Origin of the sequence: Pararhizobium sp. A13 (genome assembly GCF_040126305.1) — a bacterium.
In the GTDB taxonomy this organism is placed as follows: domain Bacteria; phylum Pseudomonadota; class Alphaproteobacteria; order Rhizobiales; family Rhizobiaceae; genus Pararhizobium.
The window spans coordinates 97,624-123,379 of sequence record NZ_CP149511.1 but is presented as its reverse complement, the minus strand read 5'-3'; the positions used below and the strand labels follow the sequence as shown (position 1 = coordinate 123,379).

The following is a 25,756-nucleotide window of genomic DNA, read 5'->3' as shown; positions in this document are numbered from 1 at the left end:
ATACTATTCATACAGCAAATCAGGAGATTCGCGGTGGCTTCCGTTGAAAAACTGACAATTGCGCTGACGCCGGTCCGCGAGGCAGTACGGGAAAGGAAGGAGCGTCGCGATTTGCTGGGCTACTGCGGTCGCAGTGATCACACTTCCGTGGCCGACGTAAAAGCCGCTGCGGGCGCGCGGTTGGCGGCTGTCCAGAAAGTTCCCTGACCGTGTCGTCGATTCAACGGACAAAACAGGCAGATGAAGATCTAATCGCCATTTGGCTCGAGATGGCTGCGGATGATTTAACCGCGGCTAACCGGGTGCTCGATGCTATCGACAGTCGCTGGCGGCAACGGCTCCACCATCCTTACTCGGTCTTTGGCCGCGATGATCGTGCACCGTGCATTCGGCACCTGGCAGTCGGAAATTATCCGACGCTTTATCGCCTTATCCCCCGCCAGGTCGAAATCGTCAGGATATTGCACGGCCGCAGGAAGCTGGGCCGTCGCACTGCGGAACGGCGAAATGGATAAAGATCACCAAGACGACCCTGAAATGGAATGGGATACGATGAGAAAAACTACGGCTGGAACAAGCGAAAAGGGTGTCCTCTCGGCTCTTGCCGAGTCTGCAGGTGGTTCGGCCGTGTCGGGTGAAACGTCACCAACGGAGACGCCGAGCGCATTGCCCGCTCATCTCGAGCATCTCACGGAGCGTGCCCGTGGTTATGTCGCGGCCGCCAGTTCCGCCAATACCCGGCGTGCTTATGCCAGCGACTGGAAGCATTTTGCCGCCTGGTGCCGCCGCCAGAACGTGGCCCCCCTCCCCCCGGAGCCGCAGATCGTCGGCCTCTATATCACCGCCTGCGCGTCGGGGACTGTGACGGGAGACAAAAAGCCAAATTCGGTTTCGACCATCGAACGCCGTCTATCGTCGCTCAGCTGGAATTATGCCCAGCGCGGCCAGCCGCTGGATCGTAGAGATCGCCATATCGCCACGGTCATGGCCGGTATCCGCAACACCCATGCAAAACCGCCGGTCCAGAAGGAAGCGGTGATGCCGCAAGACATCATCGCCATGCTGGAAACCCTCGATCAGGGGAGCTTGAGGGGCATTCGCGATCGCGCCATGCTGCTGATCGGCTTTGCTGGCGGCCTGCGACGCTCCGAAATCGTCGGGCTTGATGTGAAGAAGGACCAGACGCAGGACGGCCGCGGCTGGGTGGAGATACTCGACAAGGGACTATTGGCGACGTTGCGCGGCAAGACCGGCTGGCGCGAAGTCGAAATCGGCCGCGGCTCGTCCGACGCCACCTGCCCCATCGCGGCGCTGGAGATGTGGCTCAAGCTCGCCAGAATCGCCCATGGGCCCCTCTTCCGACGCGTGACGAACAAGGGCAAATCCGTGGGTTCGGAGCGATTGAACGGCCAGGAGGTGGCACGCCTTGTAAAACGCACGGCGCTGGCAGCCGGCGTGCGCGGCGATCTAGCCGAGGGCGAAAGGGCGCAGAAATTCTCCGGGCACTCCTTGCGGGCTGGCCTCGCCTCGTCGGCCGAAGTCGATGAGCGCTATGTTCAGAAACAGCTCGGCCATGCCTCCGCCGAAATGACTCGCAAATACCAGCGCCGCAAGGACAGGTTCAGGGTCAATCTCACCAAGGCCGCGGGGCTGTAGCTGACGGCCCCGGCTGCCCATGACCTGGGGCGACAATTTCACCGCACAAAAGCAGGCATGCCGCCGAAATCTTGGGGACGACGGTTCTACGGTATTCCCTGCCCTGCCCGGTCATCCGGCCCGACCGGCGCAGCGCCAATATTGACCTGCCTTGCGGAACGGCCGGTCGATGACAACCGCGAAGTACTGGCTGTGGAAGCGACGCGCCCTCATGCGGAAATTCCACACCCGGACTGGGAGCTGCGGCGACAGCTCCGAGCGCAGTCCTCTGCTCACCTATTCAACTGCGGGGCGGCCGGCGTATCAATCGAAGGAAGCCAGGAAATGGCGTACCCATCCGCTGCCATTCGGGCTGCACGTTGACGGTGGAGGCAATTTTGGCCCGCCCAAGCTTACCACGATCCATAAGAGAAACCACTTCGCTGTTCAGCGTATGTGATGCCATCGGCATGGCCTACGTCCGTGTGCAGCCGTGGAACGCACCGATGCCTTGCCTGGCAACCTCCAGGGGTTTGCTGATCTCTTCTTTTGCCACAAAGGTCGGCTCTCATCGCCCTGACCATCTGCCGTCACCCGTGAATTCCCGGTCATGTCGTCGTTCATCCGAAGGCATTGATCCGATAAGAGAGACCGACTACGGGTACTGTTTCGATGCGAGCAACTGGGCAACAAAACGGCTCGGCTCGTGAGAAGAAGAGCCGCCGACGCGTCAAAGAGATCCAGGAGACGCTCGGCTTCGATGCATTGAATGTTGTGTTGTACGGCAGCAATTCTGGCGCGCGGTAACGAAAAGCCAATACTATCCTCTGAAGATCTCACGAAACGATGCGGGTTTGCCCGGCCAGCCTTATCCCACGGCACGGCTAAGGTCGCAGAACGATCAGCAAACTATCCAATTCTTAGCGCGCACAACGACCGGCGGATCGCTGCTGCGCCACTATAAGACGAATGAAAACAGCCGGGCAGACTACTCTGCGGCTGGGGAATCACGTACACCCCTCCAAGGCTCCAGTTGTACATGTACAACGCCGGTCATGCGTCCGATTTTTTGAGTAGACTGTTAACCTTTTGCTAACAAAAAACTCTTTGCCACACGGTTTAGAATCGGGTCTATTGCGATCAGCGCATTTTGATCGCTTAGCTTGCGATAAGCGCAGATTTCATTTTCGAGGCACAGATGTTGAACACGGCAAACAGCAAGAAGAGCGACAACTTGCGCTCCCTCATTTCGTCCGACGCGGATGAGTTGTCTCGCCAGCTCCAGGCTCACCAGCACCGGACATTTCCACCTACCGCCCTTAAGACCATTCGACAGTTCACCCCAGCAGAGGCGGCAGATTTTATTGGCATTCATCAAGGCTACTTGCGCCAGATAGTTGCCGATGGACACGGCCCAGAGCCGTTGGCAAACGGTCGACGAATGTATTCCGTGCAGGATATCGAGGCCCTGCGGCGGATCCTCGACGACGGAGGGAAGGGGCCCCGTAAATACGTCCGCCATCGCCGTGACGGAGAGAAGTTACAAGTCGTTTCCGTCATGAACTTTAAGGGTGGCTCAGGCAAAACGACGACGTCGGCCCATCTCGCCCAGTTCTTGGCGCTGAGAGGATATCGGGTTCTGGCCGTAGACTTGGACCCTCAGGCGTCCCTTTCGGCACTCTTCGGGCATCAACCTGAACTGGATGTCGGCGAGAACGAGACCATTTACGGTGCAATCCGGTACGACGAGGCGAAACGGGATATTACCGAAATTGTAAGGGCAACCTACACCCCCAACCTGCACGTAATCCCGGGTAATCTCGAGCTGATGGAGTTTGAGCACGAGACACCCAAGGCACTTGCAGCGCGCCAGAGCGTCGACTCCATGTTCTTCGCACGGATTGGCGAGTGTTTGGCCGAGATCGAGAGTGCATACGATATCGTTGTGATCGACTGCCCGCCCCAACTGGGCTTCCTGACCTTGTCAGCGCTTTGCGCGGCAACTGCGGTCCTGATAACGGTCCACCCCCAAATGCTGGACGTCATGTCCATGAGTCAGTTTTTGCACATGACCGGCGACCTGCTTCGCGTCGTTGAGAATGCTGGCGGGACCATGGACTACGACTGGATGCGTTATCTCATAACACGCTTCGAACCGAACGACGGTCCACAGTCGCAAATGTCGGGTTTCATGAAGTCAATTTTCGGAAACCGGGTTCTCGAGAACGCGATGGTCAAATCAACCGCGATTTCTGACGCCGGCTTGACCAAGCAGACTCTCTACGAAGTTGACCGCAACCAGTTTACGCGAGGCACGTATGACCGCGCCTTGGAATCTCTTACAGCGGTGAACTCGGAGATCGAAGATCTCATCAAGCAGACTTGGGGTAGGAAGTAACCCATGGCTCGCAAGAATATTTTTGGACTGGCCGAGCCCGATCCAGCCGCAGCAGGGGAGATTGACCATACCCTCGCAAATGCGCGACCTCTCGCGGGCTTCGAAAAACCGCTTCGGCGTGCCAGCCCAGTGGGCGCAATCTCACAGTCATTGGGTGGGATCAACGAAAAGGCGCAGCGTGCTGATGATCTGGAAAAACAACTCGCGAAGGGCCTGGCAGTCGTAGAGCTTGATCCATTACTGATTGACAGTTCATTCGTCGTGGACCGCTTAGGCGTCAGCGCGGAGGATCAGGAAACGCTGGTCGCCCAGATTAGAGAGCATGGGCAACAAGTGCCGATTCTTGTTCGTCCGCATCCCGAAAGGCAAGGGCGCTTTCAGGTTGCGTATGGGCATCGCCGCCTAGCGGCTGTCAAGAAAATAGGTGGGGCGGTCAAGGCCGTTGTACGGGATCTCAGCGACGAGCAACTCGTCGTCAGCCAAGGGCAAGAGAACAACGCTCGCACTGATCTGACTTTCATTGAACGATCATTCTTCGCATTCCGCCTCGAAGCCCGCCAGTTCAACCGCGACGTCATAATGTCAGCGCTTGGCGTCGACAAAGCAGCACTCTCACGCATGATTGCACTGGTCGACCGCCTTCCTGGAGAATTAATCGAAGCAATTGGCGCCGCACCTGGATTTGGCCGCACGCGATGGGCGGAAATTGCTGACCTTCTCGAGGAAAACGGGAAAAGAGCCAAAGCCATCAGGCTCATCCAGGAATCGAACTTCCAGAATATGACCTCGGACGAACGTTTCCAGGCCATCTATGACCAACTCCGCAAGGTAAAGGACAAGGCTAGGACAACGATCTGGAAAACTGCGAGTGGCGGGAAAGTCGTCAGGATCTCGGAAACCGATGAGAAACTGAATCTTGTCTTCGACAAAGGGATTGAGCCGGCATTCGGCTCCTTTGTCGAAGCCAGACTCAACGCTCTTTACGAAGAGTTTGTGCAGTCAAAAGAAATAGCTGAAATAGGAGACTGAACCGCAAAAGAAAAGGCCCCCAAAACGTCGCCGTCGTGGAAGCCTCTCTCATAGTTTCGCACCTAGAGAATCGCATTTCCCCGAATCACAGTCAAGAGTCTTTGACGCCGTTTTGGTGACTGGATTTCTTTTGCCTGACAGAAGGTGAAGGAAAATGCAGACGTATGGTGTAACGACGCCCGTTGGGCGGCGGCCGATGACGCTTGCCTTGGTGAAAAGGCAGCTTGAAACAGCCGAAATCAAGGCGGGTAAGACCGCCGACAAATGGAAGGTTTTCCGTGACGCCTGTGAGGCGAGGGGGATTCTTGGAATCCAGGATCGAACGCTCGCCGTGCTCGACGCATTGCTGACATTCTATCCAGACAACGAATTGTCGGAGAAACGGGGCCTCGTCGTTTTCCCATCCAACGCTCAGCTCTCCGCTCGCGCGCATGGGATCGCAGGTACGACGCTCAGACGGCACCTGGCTGCATTAGTCGAAGCCGGCCTGATCATTCGCAAGGACAGCCCGAACGGGAAGCGCTATGCCCGCCGTGACGGCTCAGGAGACCTTGAGCAGGCCTTCGGCTTCAGCCTCGCGCCCATGCTCGCCCGCGCCGACGAATTCGCCCATATGGCCCAACAGATCGCCGCTGAGCGCAAACGGTTCCGTCTGACCAAGGAGACACTGTCAATCTGCCGGCGTGATGTCCGCAAGCTGATCTCGGCCGCAATGGCAGAGGGGGCTGCGGGCAATTGGGGGGCAATCGAGGGACATTTCGTAGCACTGTTGGCACGGATTCCACGTGCGCCGACCACGAACGATTTGCTACCGATCCTCGAAGAGATCCAGATGCTCCGCGACGAAATCGTCAATTTGCTGGAAATGCAGATAAAATTAGAAAAAACCGACACCAATGATGTCCATTTTGACCGCCACATACAGAATTCTAATACCGATTCCATCATTGAACTTGAACCGCGCTTTGACAAAGAGCAGGGGGGAAAATCGAACTCAGACATCAAACCAGCGAGAGAGCCGATAAAGGCGTTCCCGATCGGAATGGTTCTACAGGCTTGCCCGGATATCATCGACTACGGACCCGGTGGGGTGGTCGGCAATTGGCGAGATCTGATGTCCGCGGCCGTGGTTGTGAGGTCCATGTTGGGGGTTAGTCCGACAGCGTATCAGGATGCCTGCGAGGCCATGGGGCCCGAGAACGCTGCGGTAGCGATGGCCTGCATCCTGGAGAGGGCAGGGCATATCAACTCCGCTGGCGGCTACCTGCGGCATCTGACCGACAAAGCCAGACGCAGGGAATTCTCGCTCGGACCGATGCTGATGGCTTTGATGCGGGCTCATGGAACCGAGGTGAAGCGGGCATCATGATCATCATCGTTGGCGCATGCGCGACGGTGTTGAATCTCTTGGCGGGACGCTTAGGATCCTTGCCGATGCGCCCGGCAAGAAGGTTGATCTCTCCGGTATCGCCGAGCGATCTAGCAACGGGTCAAAGAGCGCGTGAAGGGCGGCCCTAAAAGGAAAGCGGAGTTCTGTCCCAGCTGTTTTTGAGACCGCTTTTGGGTTACCTTGCGCCGGCGCACTGTCGGGGAAGGCGGTAATACGGCCACCCGCAGAACAGGGGCAGGGGAATATGCTGGCGCCGGCGGTCGCCGACCGAAACTTGCCGGCTCGACGGAGGTGCCTTTCGAGGCTGGACTACGCGCTGATTTAAGGCCAATCCAGTCGCAACCGGTAGGACGACCGATAAGCCGGCATTATCGGTCGTTATTAAACAGAGACGGGCTGTGCGGTTTTTGGCGATATTCTATCGCTTATCCGCCCAAGCCGAGGAGGCCGTCCGGGCAAGTTAGACAGTTAGTGCGAATACCCGGCGGCCGTCTCGCTAAGACTCTTCCCCTTCGTCTCCGGAGCCCACAACTGTGACACCAGGGCACCGCTGAAGACGACGGCCGCCGCGACCAGCATCGCCGCCGAAACACCGAATTGCTCCACCCCTATCGGCAACAGGAAGGTGCCCATACCGGCCCCGACCCGGCTGACGGCGGCGGCGAAACCGGTGCCGACACCACGAACCTCGGTGGGAAACACCTCCCCGGGGTAGATGCTCGTCAGCGTCCCATTCATCGCATTCAAGAACGAGAAGACGAGGAAGAGACCCAGCACGACGGCCGAAGGCGCATCCGACCACAGGCCGATGACCAAGAAGACGACCATAGTGATCCACTGCGGCGGGACCGTGAACAGCCGGCGACCGGCCTTGTCGATCAACGCCACCGTGATGGCAACGCCGGCCACCGCCACCATCGACAGTCCCACACCACCGGCGAGCCCGCCAGAGAGACCGTATTTCGCCAGCACGCTGTCGGCGAAGGTTGCGATAGCGAAATACGGCAGCACGTTGCAGAACCAGAACCACGAAACGAAAACCGTCGTGCGCCAATACTTTGCGGAGAACAGGTCAGCAAACTGGCCTTGGCGCACCTCCGTCTTCTCCATGTCCGCCATGTCCTCGGCGCTCTCCAGATACTTGCGCGCGACGGCGCGGGCCTCGTCCTTGCGGCCCTTGCTCCACAACCAGCGCGGCGACTCGGGCAGGCCGAGCCGGGCGACGAACAAGACGACGGCGATCAGTGTGCTCGTTCCGATGATGACCCGCCACGGCATCGGCTCCGGCAGGTTCAGGATGTAGCCCGCCGTGTAACCGAGCATGAAACCGCCATACCAGGCGAGGATCGTGACGCCCATCAGGCGCCCCCGCAACCGGGCGGGCGCGAACTCCGACATCAGCGGCCAGCCGACGGAGTACTCTGCGCCGATGGCGACGCCCATCAATAGCCGCACTGCGATTAGCATTTCCACCGAGGTGATGAAGAACTGCATCGCTGACGCGACCACGAACAGCCCCATGTCAATCATGAACAGCGGTTTACGGCCGAACTTGTCGCCGGCCCACCCGCCCAGCGGCGAGCCGATCAGGATCCCGAACAGCGCTGCCGATGCGGCCAGGCCCATGTCGAGCGTCGACATGCCCATATCTGCCTTCATCACATCCGTCACCGGGCCGATGACCCCAAGGATGTAGCCGTCGAGGAGCATTCCGCCGGTAAGAACAGCGATCATCCTCCTCATGAAGCGCCGTTTGAACGCTGCCGAGGCCTCCTCCGGCACGTCGGCGGTATTCGCTATAGATGACATACTTCCCTCCTATTTCTCTGTAGGTTTCATGGAGAACGGGTGATTTCTGCGTGCGTGCGAGGAGAGCGGCATGGCGTCGCCACGGCGACGGCTATGCTGAGGTTGGTTTCACCCCAATCATGATTTACCCCTCTTTTGTATTCGCTATTTCCAGCGAACGAGCGCGTTCTCATTGTTATGTGAGCGCATAGTCGGTTGGTCTCGCCGGATTGAGCAAACGAGATTTTCCATGGGGCGGGGATAAGGCGGAGCTAATGCCAACCGGGTTTAGGTCAGCTTTACTTCAGTTCGGGGGGCACAAGATGGGCGGTCGGATGTGTTTGGCGTCAATCTTTTCCACGTTGGAATTGATATCCCGGGCACATCTTGGCGACTCTGCAAGCTGTCTGCGTGGAGTGAGGCTCAGTTCTACTCTTGCATCGGCCGCGATGCGAGGGCACAATCGTTCGGCGAATTTGGATCCGGTATGTTATCAAATGCGTGCAAAACGACGTTATCTACCTTCCCTGGGATCATTCGCTACATTCGAGGTTGCCGCAAAATACCTGAGCTTCACGCTTGCGGGCAATGAACTATGCGTGACACAGGCTGCCGTTAGTCAACAAATACGAGGTCTTGAGAAGGCCCTGGGCGTGATACTTTTTTTACGCAAGCACAGCGGCCTCGAACTGACAACCGAGGGCAACCGCCTGCTTTCGGCTGTCAGCGACGGTCTCGACTCGATATGCGATGCGGTCGATGAGTTCAACCAGCCCACAGACCCTCCTGTCATCACTTGCTCGGGGACCAATGCTGCCGTGGCCTATTGGCTCAAGCCTTACGTGGACCGCTTTCGAGCCGCATGGCCTGAAGTTAAATTTGTATTGCTGGCCTCTGACGAGGATGACACCTTACGCAACTTCGACGAGGTCGATATTTCACTCATTTGCGGCAATGAACGCTGCGAAGTCGGCGAGTTGCTTTACTATTTGTTCCCAGAATTCGTCGAGCCCGTTTGCAGTCCGGATTACCTCCGCCGACGTGGTCCCTTTCGGGACCCGGACAGCCTTGCCGAAGCTGACTTATTGGAGCTCCATCGCCGGCACTGGACTTCCGAGGCAATTGGATGGTTTCCAATTGCCTGGAACGACTGGTTTAACACCAATGGTTTCGCAGGACGCGCATCATCGCCCGCGTTGGTGAGTAACAATTACGCAATGCTTGTCGAGGCCGCTATTGCCGGCCAAGGTGTCGTGCTCGGATGGCACCATCTGGTCAGGCAACTGGTTACCGAAGGAAAACTTATCTCGCTTTCTCAGAAGCCCTTGCGGATCGATCGTGGATACTATGTTAAGATCAACAAAGCCTCACTTGACAAGCCTCACATCCAGAAATTCGTGGATTCCCTACTTGCCGAAGTCGCAATCACGGAGACGGGCACTTTGGGCCGTGTCGAGGCCCGGTGTGAACGAGAGGAAGGCCGGTAATCTCTGCCAGTTGCTTGGCCACTGTGGATTTCCCCGCGCGCGGGCGACCTACGATCAGAGCACGTCTCATTGCCTGCCCTTCCGTACGATTTGGAACAGTTCTTCTGCGCGTAGTTGAGGTCCGGCTCGGTTTGTCGCTGAGGGCCGGATCGAAGCCGACCGAGATAGGGGCGACGCGTCAGGATTCCCGAACCAACACGACTCAAAGACTTTCAAAACGGTTCGCTAGCCAGTCTCTGAAAATCAGGGCGACTTTTCTGCGGTTCGGGGCACTTGGCGTCACGGCGTAGAAGCGCCTCCCGGTCTTTAGGGTGCGGTCAAGAGCAACTACGAGGCGGTTTTCTCGAATGGGCCGGTCAATGAGAGGCCGCCAACCCAGAGCGATGCCTTCGCCATTTTCCGCAGCTTTCATCGCGACAAGGGAATCGTTGACCTGCAATGACGTCGGCAAAGTCGGCGGAGCGCCGACGCCCACGGCCCGCAACCAATCGGCCCAACCGATCCTGAAGCGATACGGGTCGACGTAGTGAATGAGCCGATGGAGCAAGATATCGCTGGTAAGTGAGAGAGGCCTGCTCTTTGCCAGGTAATCGGGGCTGCAAACAGGCAATATTTCCTCGGCCCACAGAGGAATGGCATCGCAATCCGGCCAGTTTCCGTCGCCGAGCCGAATGTGAACATCGATGTTGCTCGTCGTCATAACTGGATCCCGGTCCAGGCATCTCAGGTCAATCACCAAGTCAGGATGGATTTTGCGAAACTCCGGCAGCCGCGGCATCAGCCACTCCGTTGCCATGACCGTCGAGGCGCTGATTACGAGCGTATCGCGGCGTGGCATTCCGGCGATATCACCAAGCGTTTCGGCGATCGACGCAAATCCCCCCGATACCGCCGAATAAAGCCGCTGGCCTTGCGTCGTCAGGCTCAGCGCCCGCCTTTCCCGAACGAAAAGCGCATGGCCAAGAGACGACTCAAGTTGTCTGATCCCATGGCTGACCGCAGGTTGGGTGATGGACAACTCCGTAGCAGCCTTCGAAAAGTTCAGATATCTCGCCGCAGCCTCGAACAAAATCAGGCTGTGGAGGGAGGGAATTGTCCGTCGTAACGACTGGCTGTCATGGCTCATGGTTTCGAATTCTTCGCCGTTCGAAAAATGCGGGGCGCGGAACGCCATCACACGCGGTGCAGGACTGCACCAACAATGAAACGAACACCTAATCGCTCTTGTGAGTCAACAACCCAAGCTGTGGCTTTTAACTCCCGATTTCAATTGAGGTACTAAGCGAAAACTCAAGCACGCGGTTTTGCGCTTGCGATTCACCTCTGGGCAGGGGAGGGGTATCTAACTCTCTGAAGTTGTTGTTGATGTGATAGGCGAGACAGCTATCACTCCTACCATCGAGGGTCAGGCCATTCGCCGTTTTGGAGCCGGGCGGCGTAATGGCGACCATACATCGGATCGAAGCTCGCCAAAAGCTGCAGAAAGCTGGCCTTCCGTTGCGCTTTGGTCCACGAGCAAAAGATCCCTCCACGGCTCTGCAGCATGTCAATGACGGCGGGTTGGGCCGGATCGAGACGCTGCCAGAGATATACCGCACGTTCTCCCTGCGCACCAAAATCCGGAGGGCTTCTTCGATGATGGCTTCGAGCGCGTAGGCGATGGATTGTGTCTTAGCGGAGTGGCTGAGAAAAGCGAGAGACAGCCGCAACAGCCTGTGCTGAAGCAATAGGACTGGCCAGAGAATTTTCACGCCATACCGACGCCGACTTCGTCGAAATGCTGTGGCGGCTGGAGAATTTCCCGTTGCTGTTCAAACGCCTTGCGCACATCATACGCCAGACCGAGAAACGCGCCCTCCTTGTCCTTCACAGAGGAGATCTGTCGTTGACGTCGCGAACGACCTCATGCAGCCAGCTGAGGGATGTGTGGTCGCCGATCAGCATAATGCCGGCATGATTTTTCAGCAGGCTGTAGGAGCGCACGCAGGTATCCTTTCCGACGACGGGCGATAATGTCGCCTGTTAGCTGCTCCATGGATCGACGATATCGATTCCGAAACCTTCAAAACCCCTGGTATTGCGCGTGGCGAGGGTAAGATCGTGTGTCATTGCCGTAGCAGCGATCAAACCGTCCATCGAGGCGAGCCCGCGACCGCTTCGCTTCGCAAGTGCCGTCAGGTCGCCCCAGGCCAGACCGACAGGCTCCTCTACCGGAATGACGCGCTGCTCGAAACGTTGCGGAAGATCCCTCGCAAGCCATTCCGCCAGCGCGTCGCGTTTTCGTCCACTGTCCATCAGGGCAACACCGCGGACTCTCGTGATGGTCCGATGGATCCTTGAAGGTTTTTGTCGACCTTGCCTCATACTTCTATGAATTTATTTGCCCTTTACGGGATCGCACCCTCACCGGACATTGTCGCCCACGTCACGCCGGAACCCGACGTTGGGAAACAGGCAACGACGATAAGCTGTGGGAACATTGAGATGTCAAACGATCCGCTGCTCCAGCCTTTTCAGCTTAAGCATTTGACGCTCCGAAATAGGATGATGTCGACGGCGCACGAACCGGGATACACTGAAGACGGTCTCCCGAAGGAGCGCTATCGTCTCTACCATGCGGAAAAAGCCAAAGGCGGGATAGCCATGACGATGATCGGCGGTTCGTCCGTCGTCGACATCGACAGTCCTCAGGCATTCGGCAATATCCAGCTTCACAAGGACGAGTCCGTGAAGTGGCTTCGAGAGCTTGCCGACGATGTTCACAACCACGGCGCTGCCGTGATGATTCAAATCACACACCTCGGAAGCAGAACCAACTGGAACAAGGGCGATTGGCTTCCGATCATCGATGCGTCCCACATCCAGGAGCCTGCACATCGCGCCTATCCCAAGGCGATGGAAGATTGGGATTTCGAGCGCGTGATCGCCGCCTATGCCGATAGTGCGGAGCGGGTCAAAGAAGCGGGGCTTGACGGTATAGAGCTTGAATGCGCCTCGCATCTCATCGCGCATTTCTGGTCGCCGGCCACAAACAAGCGCGACGATGAATATGGTGGCTCGCTTGAGAACCGGATGCGCTTGGTGAACGATATTCTGGCTGCCATTCGCAAGCGCATCGGCCATGCGTTTATTGTCGGCGTGCGTATGGTCTGCGATGAGGCCTGGGATAAAGGACTCACACGCGACGACGGTGTAGAGATTGCCCGTCGTCTGAAGGCCAGCGGATTGATCGATTTCGTCAACGTCATTCGCGGCCACGTCTCAACAGACGAGGCGTTGAGCCATGTGATTCCGAACATGGGAACCGTATCTGCTCCCCATCTGGATTTCGCTGGAGAGGTTCGTCAGAGTGTGAAGATACCGACCTTTCATGCGGCAAGAATTCAGGACGTGGCGACCGCACGACACGCGATCGCAAGCGGCAAGCTCGACATGGTCGCCATGACACGAGCACACCTTGCCGATCCTCACATCACCCGCAAGATTATCGAAGGGAGGGAGAATCAAATTCGCCCCTGTGTCGGGATGGGGTTCTGTATCGATTCCATCTACCCCGCCGGCAACGCCACCTGCGTGCACAATGCAGCGACTGGTCGGGAGGGCAGCCTCGCGCATGTGATCAAGAAGACCAACGGGCCGGTCCACAAGATTGTCGTCGTCGGAGCGGGGCCAGGCGGTCTTGAGGCTGCAAGGGTGGCGGCCGAGCGGGGCCACAAGGTTACGGTTTTCGAGGCGGGACCCAAAGCGGGCGGACAGATCCTAATGACCGCGGCACTGAAACGGCGCCGCGAAATACTTGGAATCGTGGACTGGCGCTTGTCCGAATGCGAGCGCCTCGGTGTCCAAATGCACTACAATCGCTTCGTCGATGAGACTGACGTGGTGGCTGAAGAACCTGACGTCGTCGTCGTTGCCACGGGTGGACTACCGAACATTGACTGTCTTGAGGAAGGACAGCATCTCGCGACAACCAGTTGGGATATCCTCGGCGGAAGCGCTCGGCCCGCGAAAAACGTGCTGGTCTACGACGACAACGGTTCGCACCCCGCAATGACGATCGCGGAGTTTCTGGTCGATGCGGGCGCGAATCTCGAAGTCGTCACGCCGACACGAACCCTTGCGCCGGATATCGGAGCAACCAGCTATCCCGCCTATTTCCGCGCTCTCAACAAAGCAGGTGCAAAGATCACGCTGAACTTGCGCATCGAGCGCCTCGAACGTCGCGGAAACAGGATCGCCGCCATATTTTTCGACGAGTATTCCAAGGTCCGGGTCGAAAAAGAGGTCGACCAGGTTGTCGTCGAAAGCGGAACGAAGCCGATAGACGAACTCTATTTCTGCCTCAAGCCGCTTTCCAGGAACAAAGGTGAAATAGACTATCAGGCTTTTATCGCGGGCCGATCGCAAGCCGTAGCCAACAATCCTGGCGGCAGGTTTCAGCTGTTTCGGATTGGCGATGCGGTCGCGAGCAGGAACATCCACGCGGCCATATACGACGCGCACCGATTCATGGCCGCGGTTTGATCAAGGCCGTGAGTTAGGGGGCACAACGTTTTGAGTGAAGCTGGAATTCTCGCCAAATTGAACGCGGTCAGTGAGAAACACAGCTGCCGTCTGGGCGTCAACTCGGTGATCCGATTGCAGGAATTGCGTACAGGTCGAGAGGGATCCCCTCGCCGCGCAATCATGGAGGCCAAGCCGAGCGCCGGTGTTTCATGAAAATGGGAACGAAAACTAGGAGCAAAAAATGAAGACGTTGTGGAGAGCACTCTGCGCCGCAGCCATGGTCGGAATGACCATGCTGTCCGCGCATGCAGAAGAAAAGACCATCACCATCGGCACGATGCAGTGGGAAGACCTGGGTTCAATCACCGGTGTCACCAAGAAAGCGCTGGAAGATTCCGGTTACACGGTGAAGGTCGTGCCGTTCTCGGAGTGGGGAATTGCCTACGCCGCTCTCGGCAAGGGCGATATCCAGATTCTCGCCTCGCTGACTGATTATGTCGCGCAGGACTATTGGGATAAGAACAAGAAAAAGCTGGAGAAGATATCGCCGGTTTCGTTTGGCCTGTATCAGGCCATTGCGGTTCCGAATTATGTGCCGATCGACTCCATGGAGCAGTTGAACGCCAATGCCGACAAGTTCGGCGGCAAGATCGTCGGCATCGAGCCAGGTTCAGGCCTGATGCGTGATGCCACTAACTCCGTCAAAGCCTATGACCTCAAGCTGCAGCTTGTCGAAGGCAGCACGGCTGCAATGACCGCGGAATTGAAGTCGGCCATCGACCGCAAGGAATGGATCGCCGTGACGCTCTGGGAACCGTCGTGGATGATGCAGAAATATCCGGTCAAGTTTCTGAAGGACCCGAAGGCGATATTCCCGCTGGCGCAGACCTACAACTGGATTGCCAAAAACGGCTTCTCCGCTGAGAACCCACATGCGCGCGAAGTCATTGCCAGCGTATATCTCCCACTCGCAGATATCACCGCGATCGCCGGCGCAGTCGCCGATGGCAAGACAATGGACGAGGCGGTTAAGGATTGGACCGACAGCCATGCCGACCTCTTGAAGCGTTGGGAAAACATCAAGTCGGAGTAACTCTCAACGGCCGGGCCACTGAACAATCGGCGGCCCGGTTCGACTTTGCGCGCGGAGTTTATCCCAGAAGGCTCGTTGGCATTTCTGGCTCAACAACGCGCGCTCGACCTGAAGGCGCGTTCAGAGCTCACATGCAGTGTAAACCTACTGGTTTCAGAAGACGTGGGATCTAGCGGCATAAACAGACCTGCCCGTGATCCGCTTATCGTGGCGACGGATTTCCAGCTGAAGCAATTGCTCATGCCGTGTGGCTGAATTTCCGATTCCTTTGAGGTTAGCATTGTGGAAGACATGCTGGCCGCGCGTGGCATCATGGTCACCCATCAGACCGAATGTGGTGTGAGAAGTTCGGTCGGCGCTTATCAACATGATCCGTTGTTGCTCGGCAGACCGGCTCGGCGACAAATAACACCTCGACGAGGTGGCTCACCATTCGCGGCAAGAGGCATTGGCTTTGCGGGTAGTCGATGAGGACGGCCTTTGTCATTTGGCACTTAATCGCAAGAATGCGGCTGTTTGGATTTCGTTTGGCAGTTAATTTGCGATTCTCGACAACGAAAATCTCAAATTAACTGCAAATGCCGAGACGTCCGCGATTGGCTTGCGTGGGCCGCGATGTCACTGAAAATGCCGCCAAAAGCAGTCTCGATTCTCGCCCGTGCTTCATCGGAAAGTCGTTGAAGAACACCGTCGATTTCGTCGGCGGCAGATTCTCGTATTAAGTGCCAAAATCCGTACAACAATCTCACATTAACTGACACGTCTCAAATTAAGTGCCGCGCTATCTTATTGAAAATATTGAAGCGAGAGTCTTACGGTTAACTGCAAAACGACATCGCACCAGGATGTAGCGAAGGCGCTGCCCACCTGGGAGGGGAAGACCATCGTCGATGTGACCAATGCCTACGGCGTGTCCCCTAAGGAACTGGGAGGACAACCTTCGTCCAGGTTCGTCGCGCAGGCCTTTTCTGGCGGAAGGCTGGTTAAGGGCTTCAATCATTTGGCCGCGGCGATTCTTGCCCAGGACCCGGCCGTTCATGGTGGCAGGAGAGTCGTTTTCCTGGCGAGCGATGATGACGGCGCCGCAACGGGGATTGCTGCGCTTGCGGAAAATCTCGGTTTCTCGCCGATCAAACTCGGCGGACTTTCGGAAGGTGGACTGCTTGTCCAAGCGCGCGGGAATAGCTGGGGCCAACTGATCTTTAAGGACTTGGTCAAGTTCGACTGATGAATCGTGATCGCAAATTTCGATGCGATCCTGCCTCGTGGACAAAGTTTGATTGAAGCGAGGACGACCCCTCCAACCAAGGATACATGACATGAACAGACTGAATGAAAAGACCGCCGTGATCACCGGCGGCGCTACCGGCATCGGCCTCGCGGCGGCAAAGCGCTTCATCGAGGAGGGGGCCTTCGTCTTCATCTTCGGCCGCCGGCAGGAAGCGCTCGACGCCGCTGTGGCAGAACTCGGTCCCAATGCCCGTGCGGTGACGGGCTCGGTCTCCGATGAGGCCGACCTCGACCGACTCTACGCGGCGGTGAAGGCCGAGCGAGGAACCCTCGACATCGTCTTCGCCAATGCCGGGGCGGGAAGCCAGCTTGCGCTCGGCAAGATTACCGCCGAGCATATCGACGAAACCTTCGACACCAATGTGAAGGGTACGATCTTCACGGTCCAGAAGGCGCTGCCGCTGATGGGCCAGGGCGGTTCGATCATCCTGACCGGATCAAGCGCCGGCGCCACGGGCGCCCCGGCAATGAGCGCCTACAGCGCGAGCAAGGCGGCAGTGCGCAACCTCGCGCGGACCTGGGCGGAGGACCTGAAGGGCACCGGCATCCGGGTGAACGTGCTGTCACCCGGGGCGACGGCGACCGAACTCGCGAAGGAAGCGCTAGGCGAGGCGGGCATGAAGGTCTTCGCCTCGAAGACCCCGCTCCAGCGCATGGCCGATCCGGCGGAGATCGGGGCGGCGGCGGCCTTTCTCGCGTCGTCGGACAGCAGCTTCATGACCGCCAGCGAAGTCGCCGTTGACGGCGGCCTTGCGCAACTCTGACGCACTACGCCCGGTCGGGCGCTCCATTCGAATGTTCGGAGCGCCGCAGGGCGTGATAGACCCGAGGAGAATAAACATGAGCTACGCGATTATCGGCTTCGGCAATATCGGCCAGGCTCTGGCCAAGGCGTTTGCCCGTAGAGGCATCGAAGTATCCGTTGCAACCACTCGTGACCCGGAAAGCTTTGCATCCGATGCGGCCGCGATCGGACCCACGATCATTCCCAAGAAGCTGGCGGAAGCGGTCAAGGCGGACATCGTCTTTTTGGGGTCGGAACAAGAACTGTTCCCACAGACACGCTAAGGCCGAACGGACCGTGAATATCAGATATTCAACTACACGTTCACGGCCATCTGCCGCCCTATACCCTAGTCCTTTATCCACTCCGAAAACGCATCCGGCAGCACGTTCGACCCGCAGATCACCGCTACCACACGCTTGCCGCGGTAACGCGAGGGGTCTTCCAGGATCGCCGCGATGCCGAGAGCGGCCGAGGGCTCGACCACGAGGCCGGCGTGCCGATGCAGCAAGCGCATGCCTGCCTTGATGCTTGCTTCCTCGACGAGCGGCACGTGATCGGCGACGGCGAGTAGGTCCTGAAGGACCACCGCGATCGGGAAGCGGCCGGCGACGCCGTCGGCGATAGTGTCGGTGCGGTCTGTGGTGACGACCGATCGCGCCCGCCAAGACAGAGCCAAGGCGGGTGCTCCGCTGGGTTGGATGCACACCACCTCCGTTGTGGGCGACAAGCTCTTGAAGACGTGGCCGACGCCGGTGGCCAGCGCGCCGCCGCCGAGTGCGAGCAGGATCGTGTCGATGCGGTCGCACCCTTCGATGAGCTCCAGCCCGATTGTGCCCGCCGCCTCGCAGGTGTCGAGGTTTTCGCTGTCCTCTACGAGTAAAGCATTGTCGCTGGCCGCGATCTCGCGGGCGCGTTGTCGCGCCTCCTCAATGTCGCCCTCGACCAGGTCGACGGCGGCACCGAGCCGACGAATGCGATCGATCTTCGCGGGATTGGCGCTTGTCGCCGCCACCACGGTTACGCCAATTCCGCGTGCCCGGCCACTATGCGCGAGCGCCTGCCCGAGATTGCCGGCGCTCGCGCAGACCGCGGCCTTGGGATCCGGGCTGCTTGCCAGACGGGACATAACGACCTCGGTCCCTCGTCCCTTGAAGCATCTGATCGGGTTTGCGGTCTCAAGTTTGATGACAACTTCGCATCCCAGCACGTCGCCAAGAGTGGGACAAGCGAATTGGGGCGTGTCGCGAAACACGGATGAAATTTGTTCCCTAGTCGCAAGAATGCGGTCGAGGTCGAGCCTGGTGTCTGGTTGCCTGATTTCAAGGTATGCTGCGGATCTTTCACCGACAGATCGCATGGGATAGTCCTTTGACATTGTGTTGCGGTTGCGTAGGTGTGCGTTATAACGCATACTTGAGATGTGCGCTATAGCGCACAAATGCGAGGTCGGTCTTAAATGAAGTCCATCAGTCCCGTTGAAACAGGGAAGCTACTGAAGTCCATCAGGCACGAGCTCGGGTGGAGCCTCGATCAGACCGCAGAGCAGACGGGAGTCAGCAAGGCAATGCTGGGCCAGATCGAGCGCGGCGAATCCACGCCGACTGTTGCGACGCTTTGGAAGATTGCGACGGGCTTGCGAGTTCCGATGACCACCCTGCTTGAGCCGGATCGCGAAGAAGGCGGTGTCTTGCTTTTGCGTGACGCCAGTAGTCTCCGGGTGCGCCCGTCGCAGGAAGGGATGCAGCGCGCCTTGTTGTTCCCTTATGAGACCCGATTCGGTTTCGAACTATACGAGCTAACCTTCGCACCTGACTTTGAGAGTATCTCAGAGCCGCATGACATCGGGGTTGTGGAACATGTGACCGTCCTGCGCGGCGAGGTCGAATTGCTGGTCGAGGAAGATTGGAGGCTGCTCAAGGAGGGGCAGTCGCTACGGTTCCCTGCCGACCGCCGCCACGGCTACCGCAATCGGACGGAGAGCGAGGCTGTTGTCATGGACTTAATCCACTATCGGTTCATTCCGCAGAACGTTGCGGGCCGCGAAACGCAAGAGGGTTCCTGATCAGAGAATACTGTACACGACGATCCGGTCGCTCACCGCCTGGTCGAACGCCAATGCCTAGTCGGTAACGGCTGGGCGTCATCTCCCTGACGTAGACGTCGATGCAGAGATTGAGCCACGGGTTATCGAAGGTTTCCTGGATAACTTTGACAATGCTCGACTTTCCCCACCGAGCCAATTGACGCTCCAATAGGTCAAATATTCAGGGAAGCCCATCTCTGACGCGCATGATGGTCTGCCGGCTTGTTGCGAATTTCCTGGCAACGGCCGAAACGCTCATCCCTGTAACCAGATCGTCACGTACACCCTGTTTCTGCTTTTCGCTGAGCGTCGAGGGGCGGCCGAGAGCCTTGCCTTCCGACTTTGCGCGCTTGAGGCCGGATTGTGTCCGCTCGATCAGCAGATCCCGCTCGAACTGTGCGACGGCATTGAGCACATTCATGGTCATCGTCCCGGCAGAGCTGGTGAGATCGGCGCCGCCAAGCGCGAGGCAATAAACGCGCACGCCCATTTCGGTCAGCGTTTTGACCGTGGTGCTGACGTCGATAGCATCGCGGCCGAGGCGGTCGAGTTTGGTTACGATCAGAATGTCCCCGGACTCCAACTTGTCCATGAGCCGGGAGAAGCCTCGGCGTTGCGCGATGGCGGTACTGCCGGAAACCGTCTCTGTGACGATCCGGCGCGGCTCGACCTGAAAGCCGGCGGCCTCGATTTCCTGAATCTGGTTCTCGGTGGTCTGCCCCGTAGGCGAGGTTGGGGCCGGTACAATAGCTGTAACGATCGTTAGGTGTCGCGCCCGCTGCCGACATTCGCGTTATTGCCCTCAACGACGGCTTTGCGCCGTCATTTCGGCCGTTGACTAATCATGGCGGCCGCTCGAAAGCGGACACCGAACAACTGGACGAGGTGGCAGCTTCGCGCGATGTGTGGCCATGACCTTTCTCGCGAAGTCGCCGGTAGTTTTTGTGCGACGCGCGGCCGTGGTATGCTCGCCGACGCGAGGTAGTTGTCATGTCGGATATCACCGCTTGGCTGGCCCGCCTCGGGTTGGGCAAGTACATAGAAGCGTTCACCGCGAACGAAGTCGATTTCGATGCGCTTCGGCACCTCACCGAGGAAAACCTGAGAGAGCTGGGTTTGCCCGTCGGCCCGCGCCGGAAGGTTCTTGCGGCGATTGCGGCGCTGAATACCGACACGCTGTCGCCACCGAGTTCCGTGTCGGCCCCAGCTCCGCCCAGACACGAAGCCGAGCGCCGGCAGTTGACCGTCATGTTCATCGATCTCGTTGGTTCGACAGAGCTGTCACAGCGACTCGACCCGGAGGAAATGCGCGACGTCTTCCGTGCGTACCAAAGTGCCGTGTCTGCGGAGATCGCACGCTACGAGGGGTATGTTGCAAAGTTCATGGGCGATGGCGTGCTTGCCTATTTTGGTTGGCCGAGCGCGCATGAAGACGATGCTGAACGGGCAGTGCGGGCAGGCCTTGCGGCGGCGACGGCGACCGCCAGCCTAACGCCCGGATCGTTGGACCAACCACTTGCGGCACGTATTGGCATTGCCACCGGTCTGGTCGTGGTCGGAGACCTGATTGGTGAAGGATCCGCACAGGAGCAGGCCGTCGTCGGCGAGACGCCCAACCTCGCGGCTCGCCTGCAGGCCCTGGCCGAGCCAAACGCCGTCGTGATCGCTGGCGGTACACATCGGCTGGTTATTGGATTGTTTGAGCTGATCGATCTCGGTCTTCAGGAGCTCAAGGGCTACGCAACAGCCGTCCCGGCGTGGCGGGTCATCGGCGAGGCCGATACCGAGGGACGTTTCGATGCGTCGCATGGCGTCTCGACACCGCTCGTGGGCCGATCCAAGGAACTCGATCTACTGCTTCAATGCTGGCAGCAGGTTCGGACAGGAAGTGGCCACGCCGTGGTTCTGTCGGGCGAGCCCGGCATTGGCAAGTCGCGGTTAGCTGCCGCACTGGAAGAGCGATTGAGGGCCGAGCCGCACGCAAGGTTGCGCTACTTCTGTTCCCCATACCACACAAACAGCGCGCTCTACCCGGTGATCGAGCAGCTTAGTCGCGCTGCCGGGCTTCGGCTAGGCGACAGCGCGAGTGCCAAGCTCGACAAGCTTGAGGCGCTAGTGCTCCAATCGGCCCCAGACCTGAGTGAAGCAGGACCGCTTTTGGCCTCCCTGCTTTCGATCGACTTCGCTAACCGCTATTCACCGATCCAACTGACGCCGCAAGCGCAGAAGGCCCGTACTCTAGGGGTGCTCATCGAGCAACTTGAGAGGATCGCGGCCCGCCAGCCTGTTTTGCTCGTTGTCGAAGATATGCACTGGATCGACCAGACGACGAGCGAATGGCTCTCCCTGCTGGTCGAACGCCTGCCAGACCTCCCTGTGCTTCTCGTCGTCACCTTCCGGCCCGAGATCCATCCACCTTGGCTGAAACAGTCGCATGTGACGGCCGTCTCGCTCGCCAGCCTCGGACGAGATGAAGGTGAGGCGATCATACGACGCCTAACAGGAGGCAGGAGCCTACCTTCGGAGGTCACCAACCACATCCTGGCCAAAACCGAAGGCATACCGCTGTTTGTCGAGGAGCTGACCAAGACGGTTCTTGAGTCGGATTTCCTCGTCGACGCTGGTGATCACTATCAGTTGTCGTGTCCCTTGGCTTCACTGGCCATTCCTTCAACGCTGCAGGATTCGCTGACGGCTCGTCTCGACAGGCTCTCGACGGTCAAGAACGTTGCCCAGATCGGCGCCTGCATCGGCCGTACCTTCCAGCATCGGCTGCTTGCCGCTGTCGCGGGCGATGACGCCGCCATGCTCAACGACGATCTTCAGGCTCTGGAACAATCTGGCCTCGTTAGTCGTCGCGGCGTCGCCCCGGACGCCACCTACGTCTTCACCCACGCCCTGGTGCAGGACGCTGCCTATCAGAGCCTGTTGAAGAGCCGGCGGCGCCGGATCCATGCGAACATCGCCGCTACGCTGGAGGAGCAGTTTCCGGAGATTGCCGAGATCGAGCCAGACACACTTGCGCATCACTACACCGCCGCGGGGCTCGCGGATCAGGGCGGATCGTACTGGCTGAAGGCTGGGCAGGAGGCGTTGAAGCGGTCGGCGAATGTGGAGGCCATGGCCCATTTCCGCAAAGGATTGGAGGTTGTCAGGTCTCTACCCGGCACGGAAGATCGATTGAGGCGCGAAATCCATTTGCAGAACGCCATGGGAGTGGCAGCGATGGCTGTAAAAGGTTGGGGTGCTGCGGATGTTTTGCGCGCCTTTTCCTCGGCGCGCAAACTTTGCGAGAGGCTGGACGACAGCAACGAGCTCTTTGTGGCGGTTCGGGGCGAAGCCTCATACCAACTGATATCCGGTCATCTGCGCGAGGCAGATGACCTCGGTCGCCAATGTTTGCAGATCGCCCAGTCCGCGAACGATTTGGACCTCCTCCTCGAGGCGCATCATCAGTTGTGGGCGAGCAAATTCTACCTCGGGGATTATCCGGCCGCCGAGAAGCACGCAAGCTGGGGAATGGCGACCTACGACCCGGACCGGGATCATCGCCTGACCTATATCTATACGGGTCACGACCCTGGTGTCTGTTGCAGGAACTACTCTGCGCAGATGCTCTGGATTCGGGGTTCCCCCGACCAGGCTCTGGAGCTCGGACGAGAGGCGCTGGCGCTGTCCAAGCGGGTATCCCATTCCGTCAGTATGGCCACCGCGCTGAATGACCTAGCGAATGTCCATCTCGCACGCCGCGAACCCGAAGCAGCTCTCGAGCTGGCACAGCAGCAGCTTGAGACATCCACCAAGTTCGACCTGGGGCTGATGGCGGGGAAGGCCCGGTTCAAGATTGGCTGGGCGCTCGCCCAGCTAGGGGAACTGGCGGGCAGTGTCCGGGAAATGCGCGATGCGCTCGAAGCCACAGCCGCGACCGGCGCAGAAGCGGGTATGCACTATGACCTTTGTATCCTCGCGCAGAGGTACGGCGAGCTCGGCGATGCAAACGAGGGATTGACCATACTCGCGAAGGCGTTCGACCTCGCGGCTGAATCCGGCACGAAGCATATGGTGTCTGAGTTGCTGCGCACCAAGGGCGAACTCCTGTCGCGCCTGGACCCACACGACGGTGTTGCTGAGCGGTGGTTTCAAAAGTCGCTAGGAATGGCTCGCGCTGATGGTACGAAATCCACGGAGTTGAGAGCTGCAACAAGCCTCGCCCGCTTCTACATCGACCAAGGGCGCGACAAAGAGGGTCGAAAGCTTCTCGCCCCCATCTACGCCTGGTTCACCGAAGGCTTCGATACTGGCGACCTCGTGGATGCCAAAGCACTTCTCGTCCACCTAAGGCAGGCTTAAATCAACGGGTTCAAGATGTTCTGCGCAAGCCGTGGCACCTTATCGAATGCTAGAGCCTCATCCCGGTCTGCTTGAATGTTCGGATTGGGCCGATCCCTGACCTTGGCGGCAGGAACTCTTATGTCCGCTTTTCGTGTTGGTGTCCTCCCAGCCGACAGTCCGCTGACGGCCCCAAACCGGTCATTCATCAAAGCCATGCCTAAGGCGGCGTGGACAAATTTGAACGCCGCTTTCACGCTACCATTGCGGACTGCCTTGCATGAAGCCAATATCCGGATATGGCAGAACATTCCTACATTCGCGTCCGCTGGCTTCATTCGTCTCCTGACGAGCCGGTAGACCTGTGGAGCGAGCTTGACGCGAATCGCGAGGAGGTTCGGAAGGTAGAAATCTGGTCTGGCGGAAGAGTGGGTTATGCCTCCAGCGCAGGAGAAGTCGGAGGAGCGCGGCTCGGTGAGGTTCCGGTTCCTCCTTTGAACGAAATCAATCTCGACCCGCAATTTCAGGCCGAGGCGATCACAAAGGCCGATTTTGAAATGTGCTGGATTGACGCCGTTGGAAAGGATTGATTCAAGGCTGCCTTTTGGAGGCAGGTATGAGCCGGGGCGATCTCACCGACGCAGAATGGCGCATTTTGAAGGACTTGCTGCCAATCGAGCCTGAAAACCGTGGCCGAGGCAGACGTCCCGAGCAGAATCGCGCGATCATAAACGGCATTCTCTGGCGGCTCCGGTGCGGAGCGCCGTGGCGGGACGTTCCGCCCAAATACGGTAGTTGGAACACCATCTATCGCCGGTTCCGGCGATGGAGCGAAGCCGGGGTCTGGGAGACCGTGGCGGTCACGCTCGCCGAGATCATGGCGGACAGCGGCCATTATAGCATCGACAGCACCACAGTCCGCGCCCACGTCTCGGCAGCGGGCGGAAAGGGGGACTCGTCGACGGGCTCTTGGCCGCTCGCGGGGCGGGTTCACCAGTAAGCTTCACTGCTTGGCTGATGCCCTCGGGCGACCAATCGCCTTCCTCCTGACGGGTGGAGAAGCGGCAGACTGCAAAGCCTATGATGTCTTGATTGATCGGCCTGAACGTGCGCCGGATGCTTTCCTCGCGGACAAGGGCTACGATGCGGACTCGATCCGAGCCGACCTTGCCGAACGGAAGATCAAGGCTGTCATACCCGGCCGGTCAAACCGCCGCGTGAAGATTGAGCATGACCGGACGCTCTATAAGCAGCGCAACCGCATCGAGCGCATGTTCGGCCATCTCAAGATCAACCGCGCCATCGCCACCCGATACGACCAACTGGCCAACAGTTTCCTCGGCATGGTCCATCTTGCCACCGCCAGATACTGGCTCAAATTTGTCCACGACGCCTAGTCCGCTTGGAAAGCGGTTGAGACAAATGGGCTTGCAACAACAGGGTCGTTGGTTCGGGTCGCCTTCAAGGCGATGGACGTCTGCAAGTAGGCTCCAAGCAAGTGACTTTCAGGTTGCACCGTTCATGCAAATCACAACTACGAGGCCGTCGGGCCGAACTTGACAATTGGCCACGGTCTCGGCTTCGCCTTGGGCACATACACGCCTGTGGCGCGCAGCTTGGCATGTAGCTCTGCGAGCTCAATGCGCATTCAGGCGTACTACGATAATCCGATTGTTCAACTTACGCTGATTTAGATGCGTGGTTACGATTAACGGCAGAAAAATCGCTGGGACATTATCAGCTGCGGCAATCCTAGGTTTCACGGGGGATCAGATGCGGAGGGGGCCTTTTCAATCAAGCCGTCGGGCCTTGCTGCTCTCCCCGCTTCTTTGCTTCGTTCCAGAAACGTCGCTTGCGCGTCGTAGGGGCCGGGGCGGTTCCAACAGCGTCGGATATTCTCATAAAGGAGCCGCCATAGCCATCTTGATGATTGGCGCTATC

20 protein-coding genes and 5 pseudogenes are annotated in these 25,756 nt (G+C 58.5%); 17 read left to right on the top strand and 8 right to left on the bottom strand.

Translation table 11 applies throughout. The annotated features are described in order from the left end of the window. Positions 1 to 33: 33 nt before the first annotated feature. The 6 genes from WI754_RS22095 (at position 34) to repC (ending at position 6,431) form a co-directional block, all read left to right on the top strand. On the top strand, positions 34 to 207 hold the full coding sequence (locus WI754_RS22095) for a hypothetical protein (RefSeq protein ID WP_341487455.1): 174 nt from the start codon (positions 34 to 36) through the stop codon (positions 205 to 207). Positions 208 to 269: 62 nt separating this feature from the next. Next, entirely contained in the window at positions 270 to 515 is a 246-nt protein-coding gene (locus WI754_RS22090; protein ID WP_341488047.1) for a type II toxin-antitoxin system RelE/ParE family toxin, read from the top strand. A gap of 37 nt (positions 516 to 552) precedes the next feature. After that, a complete protein-coding gene (locus tag WI754_RS22085) occupies positions 553 to 1,656 on the top strand; it encodes a site-specific integrase (protein ID WP_349438039.1) in 1,104 nt (367 codons plus the stop codon). Positions 1,657 to 2,833: 1,177 nt separating this feature from the next. Beyond that, on the top strand, positions 2,834 to 4,033 hold the full coding sequence (gene repA, locus WI754_RS22080) for a plasmid partitioning protein RepA (RefSeq protein ID WP_341487453.1): 1,200 nt from the start codon (positions 2,834 to 2,836) through the stop codon (positions 4,031 to 4,033). Positions 4,034 to 4,036: 3 nt separating this feature from the next. After that, entirely contained in the window at positions 4,037 to 5,062 is a 1,026-nt protein-coding gene (gene repB / locus WI754_RS22075) for a plasmid partitioning protein RepB (protein ID WP_341487452.1), read from the top strand. Positions 5,063 to 5,216: 154 nt separating this feature from the next. Beyond that, positions 5,217 to 6,431 carry a plasmid replication protein RepC gene (gene repC / locus WI754_RS22070; protein ID WP_341487451.1) on the top strand — a complete coding sequence of 405 codons (1,215 nt, stop codon included), beginning with the start codon at positions 5,217 to 5,219 and terminating at the stop codon, positions 6,429 to 6,431. A 489-nt stretch (positions 6,432 to 6,920) separates the two neighbouring features. On the opposite strand, the gene WI754_RS22065 is transcribed toward repC, so the two are convergent. Continuing rightward, positions 6,921 to 8,261: an MFS transporter gene (locus tag WI754_RS22065; RefSeq protein ID WP_349438038.1), complete on the bottom strand. Its 1,341-nt coding sequence runs from the start codon at positions 8,259 to 8,261 to the stop codon at positions 6,921 to 6,923. Between the two features lie 476 nt (positions 8,262 to 8,737). Between WI754_RS22065 and WI754_RS22060 the strand changes: the two genes are divergently transcribed. Beyond that, positions 8,738 to 9,727, top strand: coding sequence for a LysR substrate-binding domain-containing protein (locus tag WI754_RS22060; protein WP_341487450.1), 990 nt, complete (start codon positions 8,738 to 8,740; stop codon positions 9,725 to 9,727). On the opposite strand, the pseudogene WI754_RS22055 reads toward WI754_RS22060, so the two are convergent. The 4 genes and pseudogenes from WI754_RS22055 to WI754_RS22040 all read right to left on the bottom strand — a co-directional run. Beyond that, positions 9,705 to 9,797: pseudogene (locus tag WI754_RS22055) on the bottom strand (adenylate kinase); the annotation flags it as partial. The gene WI754_RS22060 and the pseudogene WI754_RS22055 overlap by 23 nt on opposite strands. 132 nt (positions 9,798 to 9,929) lie before the next feature. Further along, positions 9,930 to 10,901: a LysR substrate-binding domain-containing protein gene (locus tag WI754_RS22050; RefSeq protein WP_349438037.1), complete on the bottom strand. Its 972-nt coding sequence runs from the start codon at positions 10,899 to 10,901 to the stop codon at positions 9,930 to 9,932. Between the two features lie 573 nt (positions 10,902 to 11,474). Beyond that, entirely contained in the window at positions 11,475 to 11,597 is a 123-nt protein-coding gene (locus tag WI754_RS22045; RefSeq protein ID WP_341487448.1) for a hypothetical protein, read from the bottom strand. Positions 11,598 to 11,749: 152 nt separating this feature from the next. Further along, a pseudogene (locus WI754_RS22040) lies at positions 11,750 to 12,037 on the bottom strand (PIN domain-containing protein); the annotation flags it as partial. 174 nt (positions 12,038 to 12,211) lie between these two features. Between WI754_RS22040 and WI754_RS22035 the strand changes: the two are divergent. The 5 genes and pseudogenes from WI754_RS22035 to WI754_RS22015 all read left to right on the top strand — a co-directional run. Continuing rightward, entirely contained in the window at positions 12,212 to 14,251 is a 2,040-nt protein-coding gene (locus WI754_RS22035; RefSeq protein WP_341487447.1) for an NADH:flavin oxidoreductase, read from the top strand. 223 nt (positions 14,252 to 14,474) lie between these two features. Further along, positions 14,475 to 15,326, top strand: coding sequence for a glycine betaine ABC transporter substrate-binding protein (locus WI754_RS22030; RefSeq protein WP_341487446.1), 852 nt, complete (start codon positions 14,475 to 14,477; stop codon positions 15,324 to 15,326). 835 nt (positions 15,327 to 16,161) lie between these two features. Further along, positions 16,162 to 16,554: pseudogene (locus tag WI754_RS22025) on the top strand (NADP oxidoreductase coenzyme); the annotation flags it as partial. Positions 16,555 to 16,645: 91 nt separating this feature from the next. Further along, positions 16,646 to 17,380 (top strand): SDR family oxidoreductase, encoded by a 735-nt coding sequence (locus WI754_RS22020; RefSeq protein WP_341487445.1) that lies wholly within the window; start codon positions 16,646 to 16,648, stop codon positions 17,378 to 17,380. A 76-nt stretch (positions 17,381 to 17,456) separates the two neighbouring features. Beyond that, positions 17,457 to 17,648 (top strand): annotated as a pseudogene (locus WI754_RS22015) (NAD(P)-binding domain-containing protein); the annotation flags it as partial. A 101-nt stretch (positions 17,649 to 17,749) separates the two neighbouring features. Here WI754_RS22015 and WI754_RS22010 read toward each other — a convergent pair. Further along, positions 17,750 to 18,760, bottom strand: a complete 1,011-nt coding sequence (locus tag WI754_RS22010; protein WP_341487444.1) for a pyridoxal-phosphate dependent enzyme — start codon at positions 18,758 to 18,760, stop codon at positions 17,750 to 17,752. 99 nt (positions 18,761 to 18,859) lie between these two features. On the opposite strand from WI754_RS22010, the gene WI754_RS22005 reads away from it, so the two are divergent. Further along, entirely contained in the window at positions 18,860 to 19,465 is a 606-nt protein-coding gene (locus WI754_RS22005; RefSeq protein WP_341487443.1) for an XRE family transcriptional regulator, read from the top strand. A gap of 22 nt (positions 19,466 to 19,487) precedes the next feature. Here WI754_RS22005 and WI754_RS22000 read toward each other — a convergent pair. Together WI754_RS22000 and WI754_RS21995 are read right to left on the bottom strand one after the other, a co-directional pair. Next, a pseudogene (locus WI754_RS22000) lies at positions 19,488 to 19,667 on the bottom strand (hypothetical protein); the annotation flags it as partial. Further along, positions 19,668 to 20,246, bottom strand: a complete 579-nt coding sequence (locus tag WI754_RS21995) for a recombinase family protein (protein WP_341488045.1) — start codon at positions 20,244 to 20,246, stop codon at positions 19,668 to 19,670. Positions 20,247 to 20,476: 230 nt separating this feature from the next. On the opposite strand from WI754_RS21995, the gene WI754_RS21990 reads away from it, so the two are divergent. The 4 genes from WI754_RS21990 to WI754_RS21975 all read left to right on the top strand — a co-directional run bounded on the left by WI754_RS21990 (position 20,477) and on the right by WI754_RS21975 (position 25,212). After that, on the top strand, positions 20,477 to 23,836 hold the full coding sequence (locus WI754_RS21990; protein ID WP_341487442.1) for an AAA family ATPase: 3,360 nt from the start codon (positions 20,477 to 20,479) through the stop codon (positions 23,834 to 23,836). A gap of 278 nt (positions 23,837 to 24,114) precedes the next feature. After that, positions 24,115 to 24,405 carry a hypothetical protein gene (locus WI754_RS21985; RefSeq protein ID WP_341487441.1) on the top strand — a complete coding sequence of 97 codons (291 nt, stop codon included), beginning with the start codon at positions 24,115 to 24,117 and terminating at the stop codon, positions 24,403 to 24,405. Between the two features lie 26 nt (positions 24,406 to 24,431). Beyond that, a complete protein-coding gene (locus WI754_RS21980) occupies positions 24,432 to 24,815 on the top strand; it encodes an IS5 family transposase (protein ID WP_341487440.1) in 384 nt (127 codons plus the stop codon). Continuing rightward, positions 24,709 to 25,212 carry an IS5 family transposase gene (locus WI754_RS21975; protein WP_341488044.1) on the top strand — a complete coding sequence of 168 codons (504 nt, stop codon included), beginning with the start codon at positions 24,709 to 24,711 and terminating at the stop codon, positions 25,210 to 25,212. The genes WI754_RS21980 and WI754_RS21975 overlap by 107 nt, the downstream gene beginning before the upstream one ends. Positions 25,213 to 25,756 lie beyond the last annotated feature (544 nt).

Coding starts and splice junctions, on each gene's coding strand:
- WI754_RS22050 (WP_349438037.1), bottom strand. CDS start 10,901: ATGGCGTTCCGCGCCCCGCATTTTTCGAACGGCGAAGAATTCGAAACC.
- WI754_RS22010 (WP_341487444.1), bottom strand. CDS start 18,760: ATGCGATCTGTCGGTGAAAGATCCGCAGCATACCTTGAAATCAGGCAA.
- WI754_RS22085 (WP_349438039.1), top strand. CDS start 553: ATGAGAAAAACTACGGCTGGAACAAGCGAAAAGGGTGTCCTCTCGGCT.
- repB (WP_341487452.1), top strand. CDS start 4,037: ATGGCTCGCAAGAATATTTTTGGACTGGCCGAGCCCGATCCAGCCGCA.
- WI754_RS22005 (WP_341487443.1), top strand. CDS start 18,860: ATGAAGTCCATCAGTCCCGTTGAAACAGGGAAGCTACTGAAGTCCATC.
- WI754_RS22090 (WP_341488047.1), top strand. CDS start 270: ATGGCTGCGGATGATTTAACCGCGGCTAACCGGGTGCTCGATGCTATC.
- WI754_RS22065 (WP_349438038.1), bottom strand. CDS start 8,261: ATGTCATCTATAGCGAATACCGCCGACGTGCCGGAGGAGGCCTCGGCA.
- WI754_RS21985 (WP_341487441.1), top strand. CDS start 24,115: ATGGCAGAACATTCCTACATTCGCGTCCGCTGGCTTCATTCGTCTCCT.
- repA (WP_341487453.1), top strand. CDS start 2,834: ATGTTGAACACGGCAAACAGCAAGAAGAGCGACAACTTGCGCTCCCTC.
- WI754_RS21980 (WP_341487440.1), top strand. CDS start 24,432: ATGAGCCGGGGCGATCTCACCGACGCAGAATGGCGCATTTTGAAGGAC.
- WI754_RS22060 (WP_341487450.1), top strand. CDS start 8,738: ATGCGTGCAAAACGACGTTATCTACCTTCCCTGGGATCATTCGCTACA.
- WI754_RS22030 (WP_341487446.1), top strand. CDS start 14,475: ATGAAGACGTTGTGGAGAGCACTCTGCGCCGCAGCCATGGTCGGAATG.
- WI754_RS22020 (WP_341487445.1), top strand. CDS start 16,646: ATGAACAGACTGAATGAAAAGACCGCCGTGATCACCGGCGGCGCTACC.
- WI754_RS22035 (WP_341487447.1), top strand. CDS start 12,212: ATGTCAAACGATCCGCTGCTCCAGCCTTTTCAGCTTAAGCATTTGACG.
- repC (WP_341487451.1), top strand. CDS start 5,217: ATGCAGACGTATGGTGTAACGACGCCCGTTGGGCGGCGGCCGATGACG.
- WI754_RS21990 (WP_341487442.1), top strand. CDS start 20,477: ATGTCGGATATCACCGCTTGGCTGGCCCGCCTCGGGTTGGGCAAGTAC.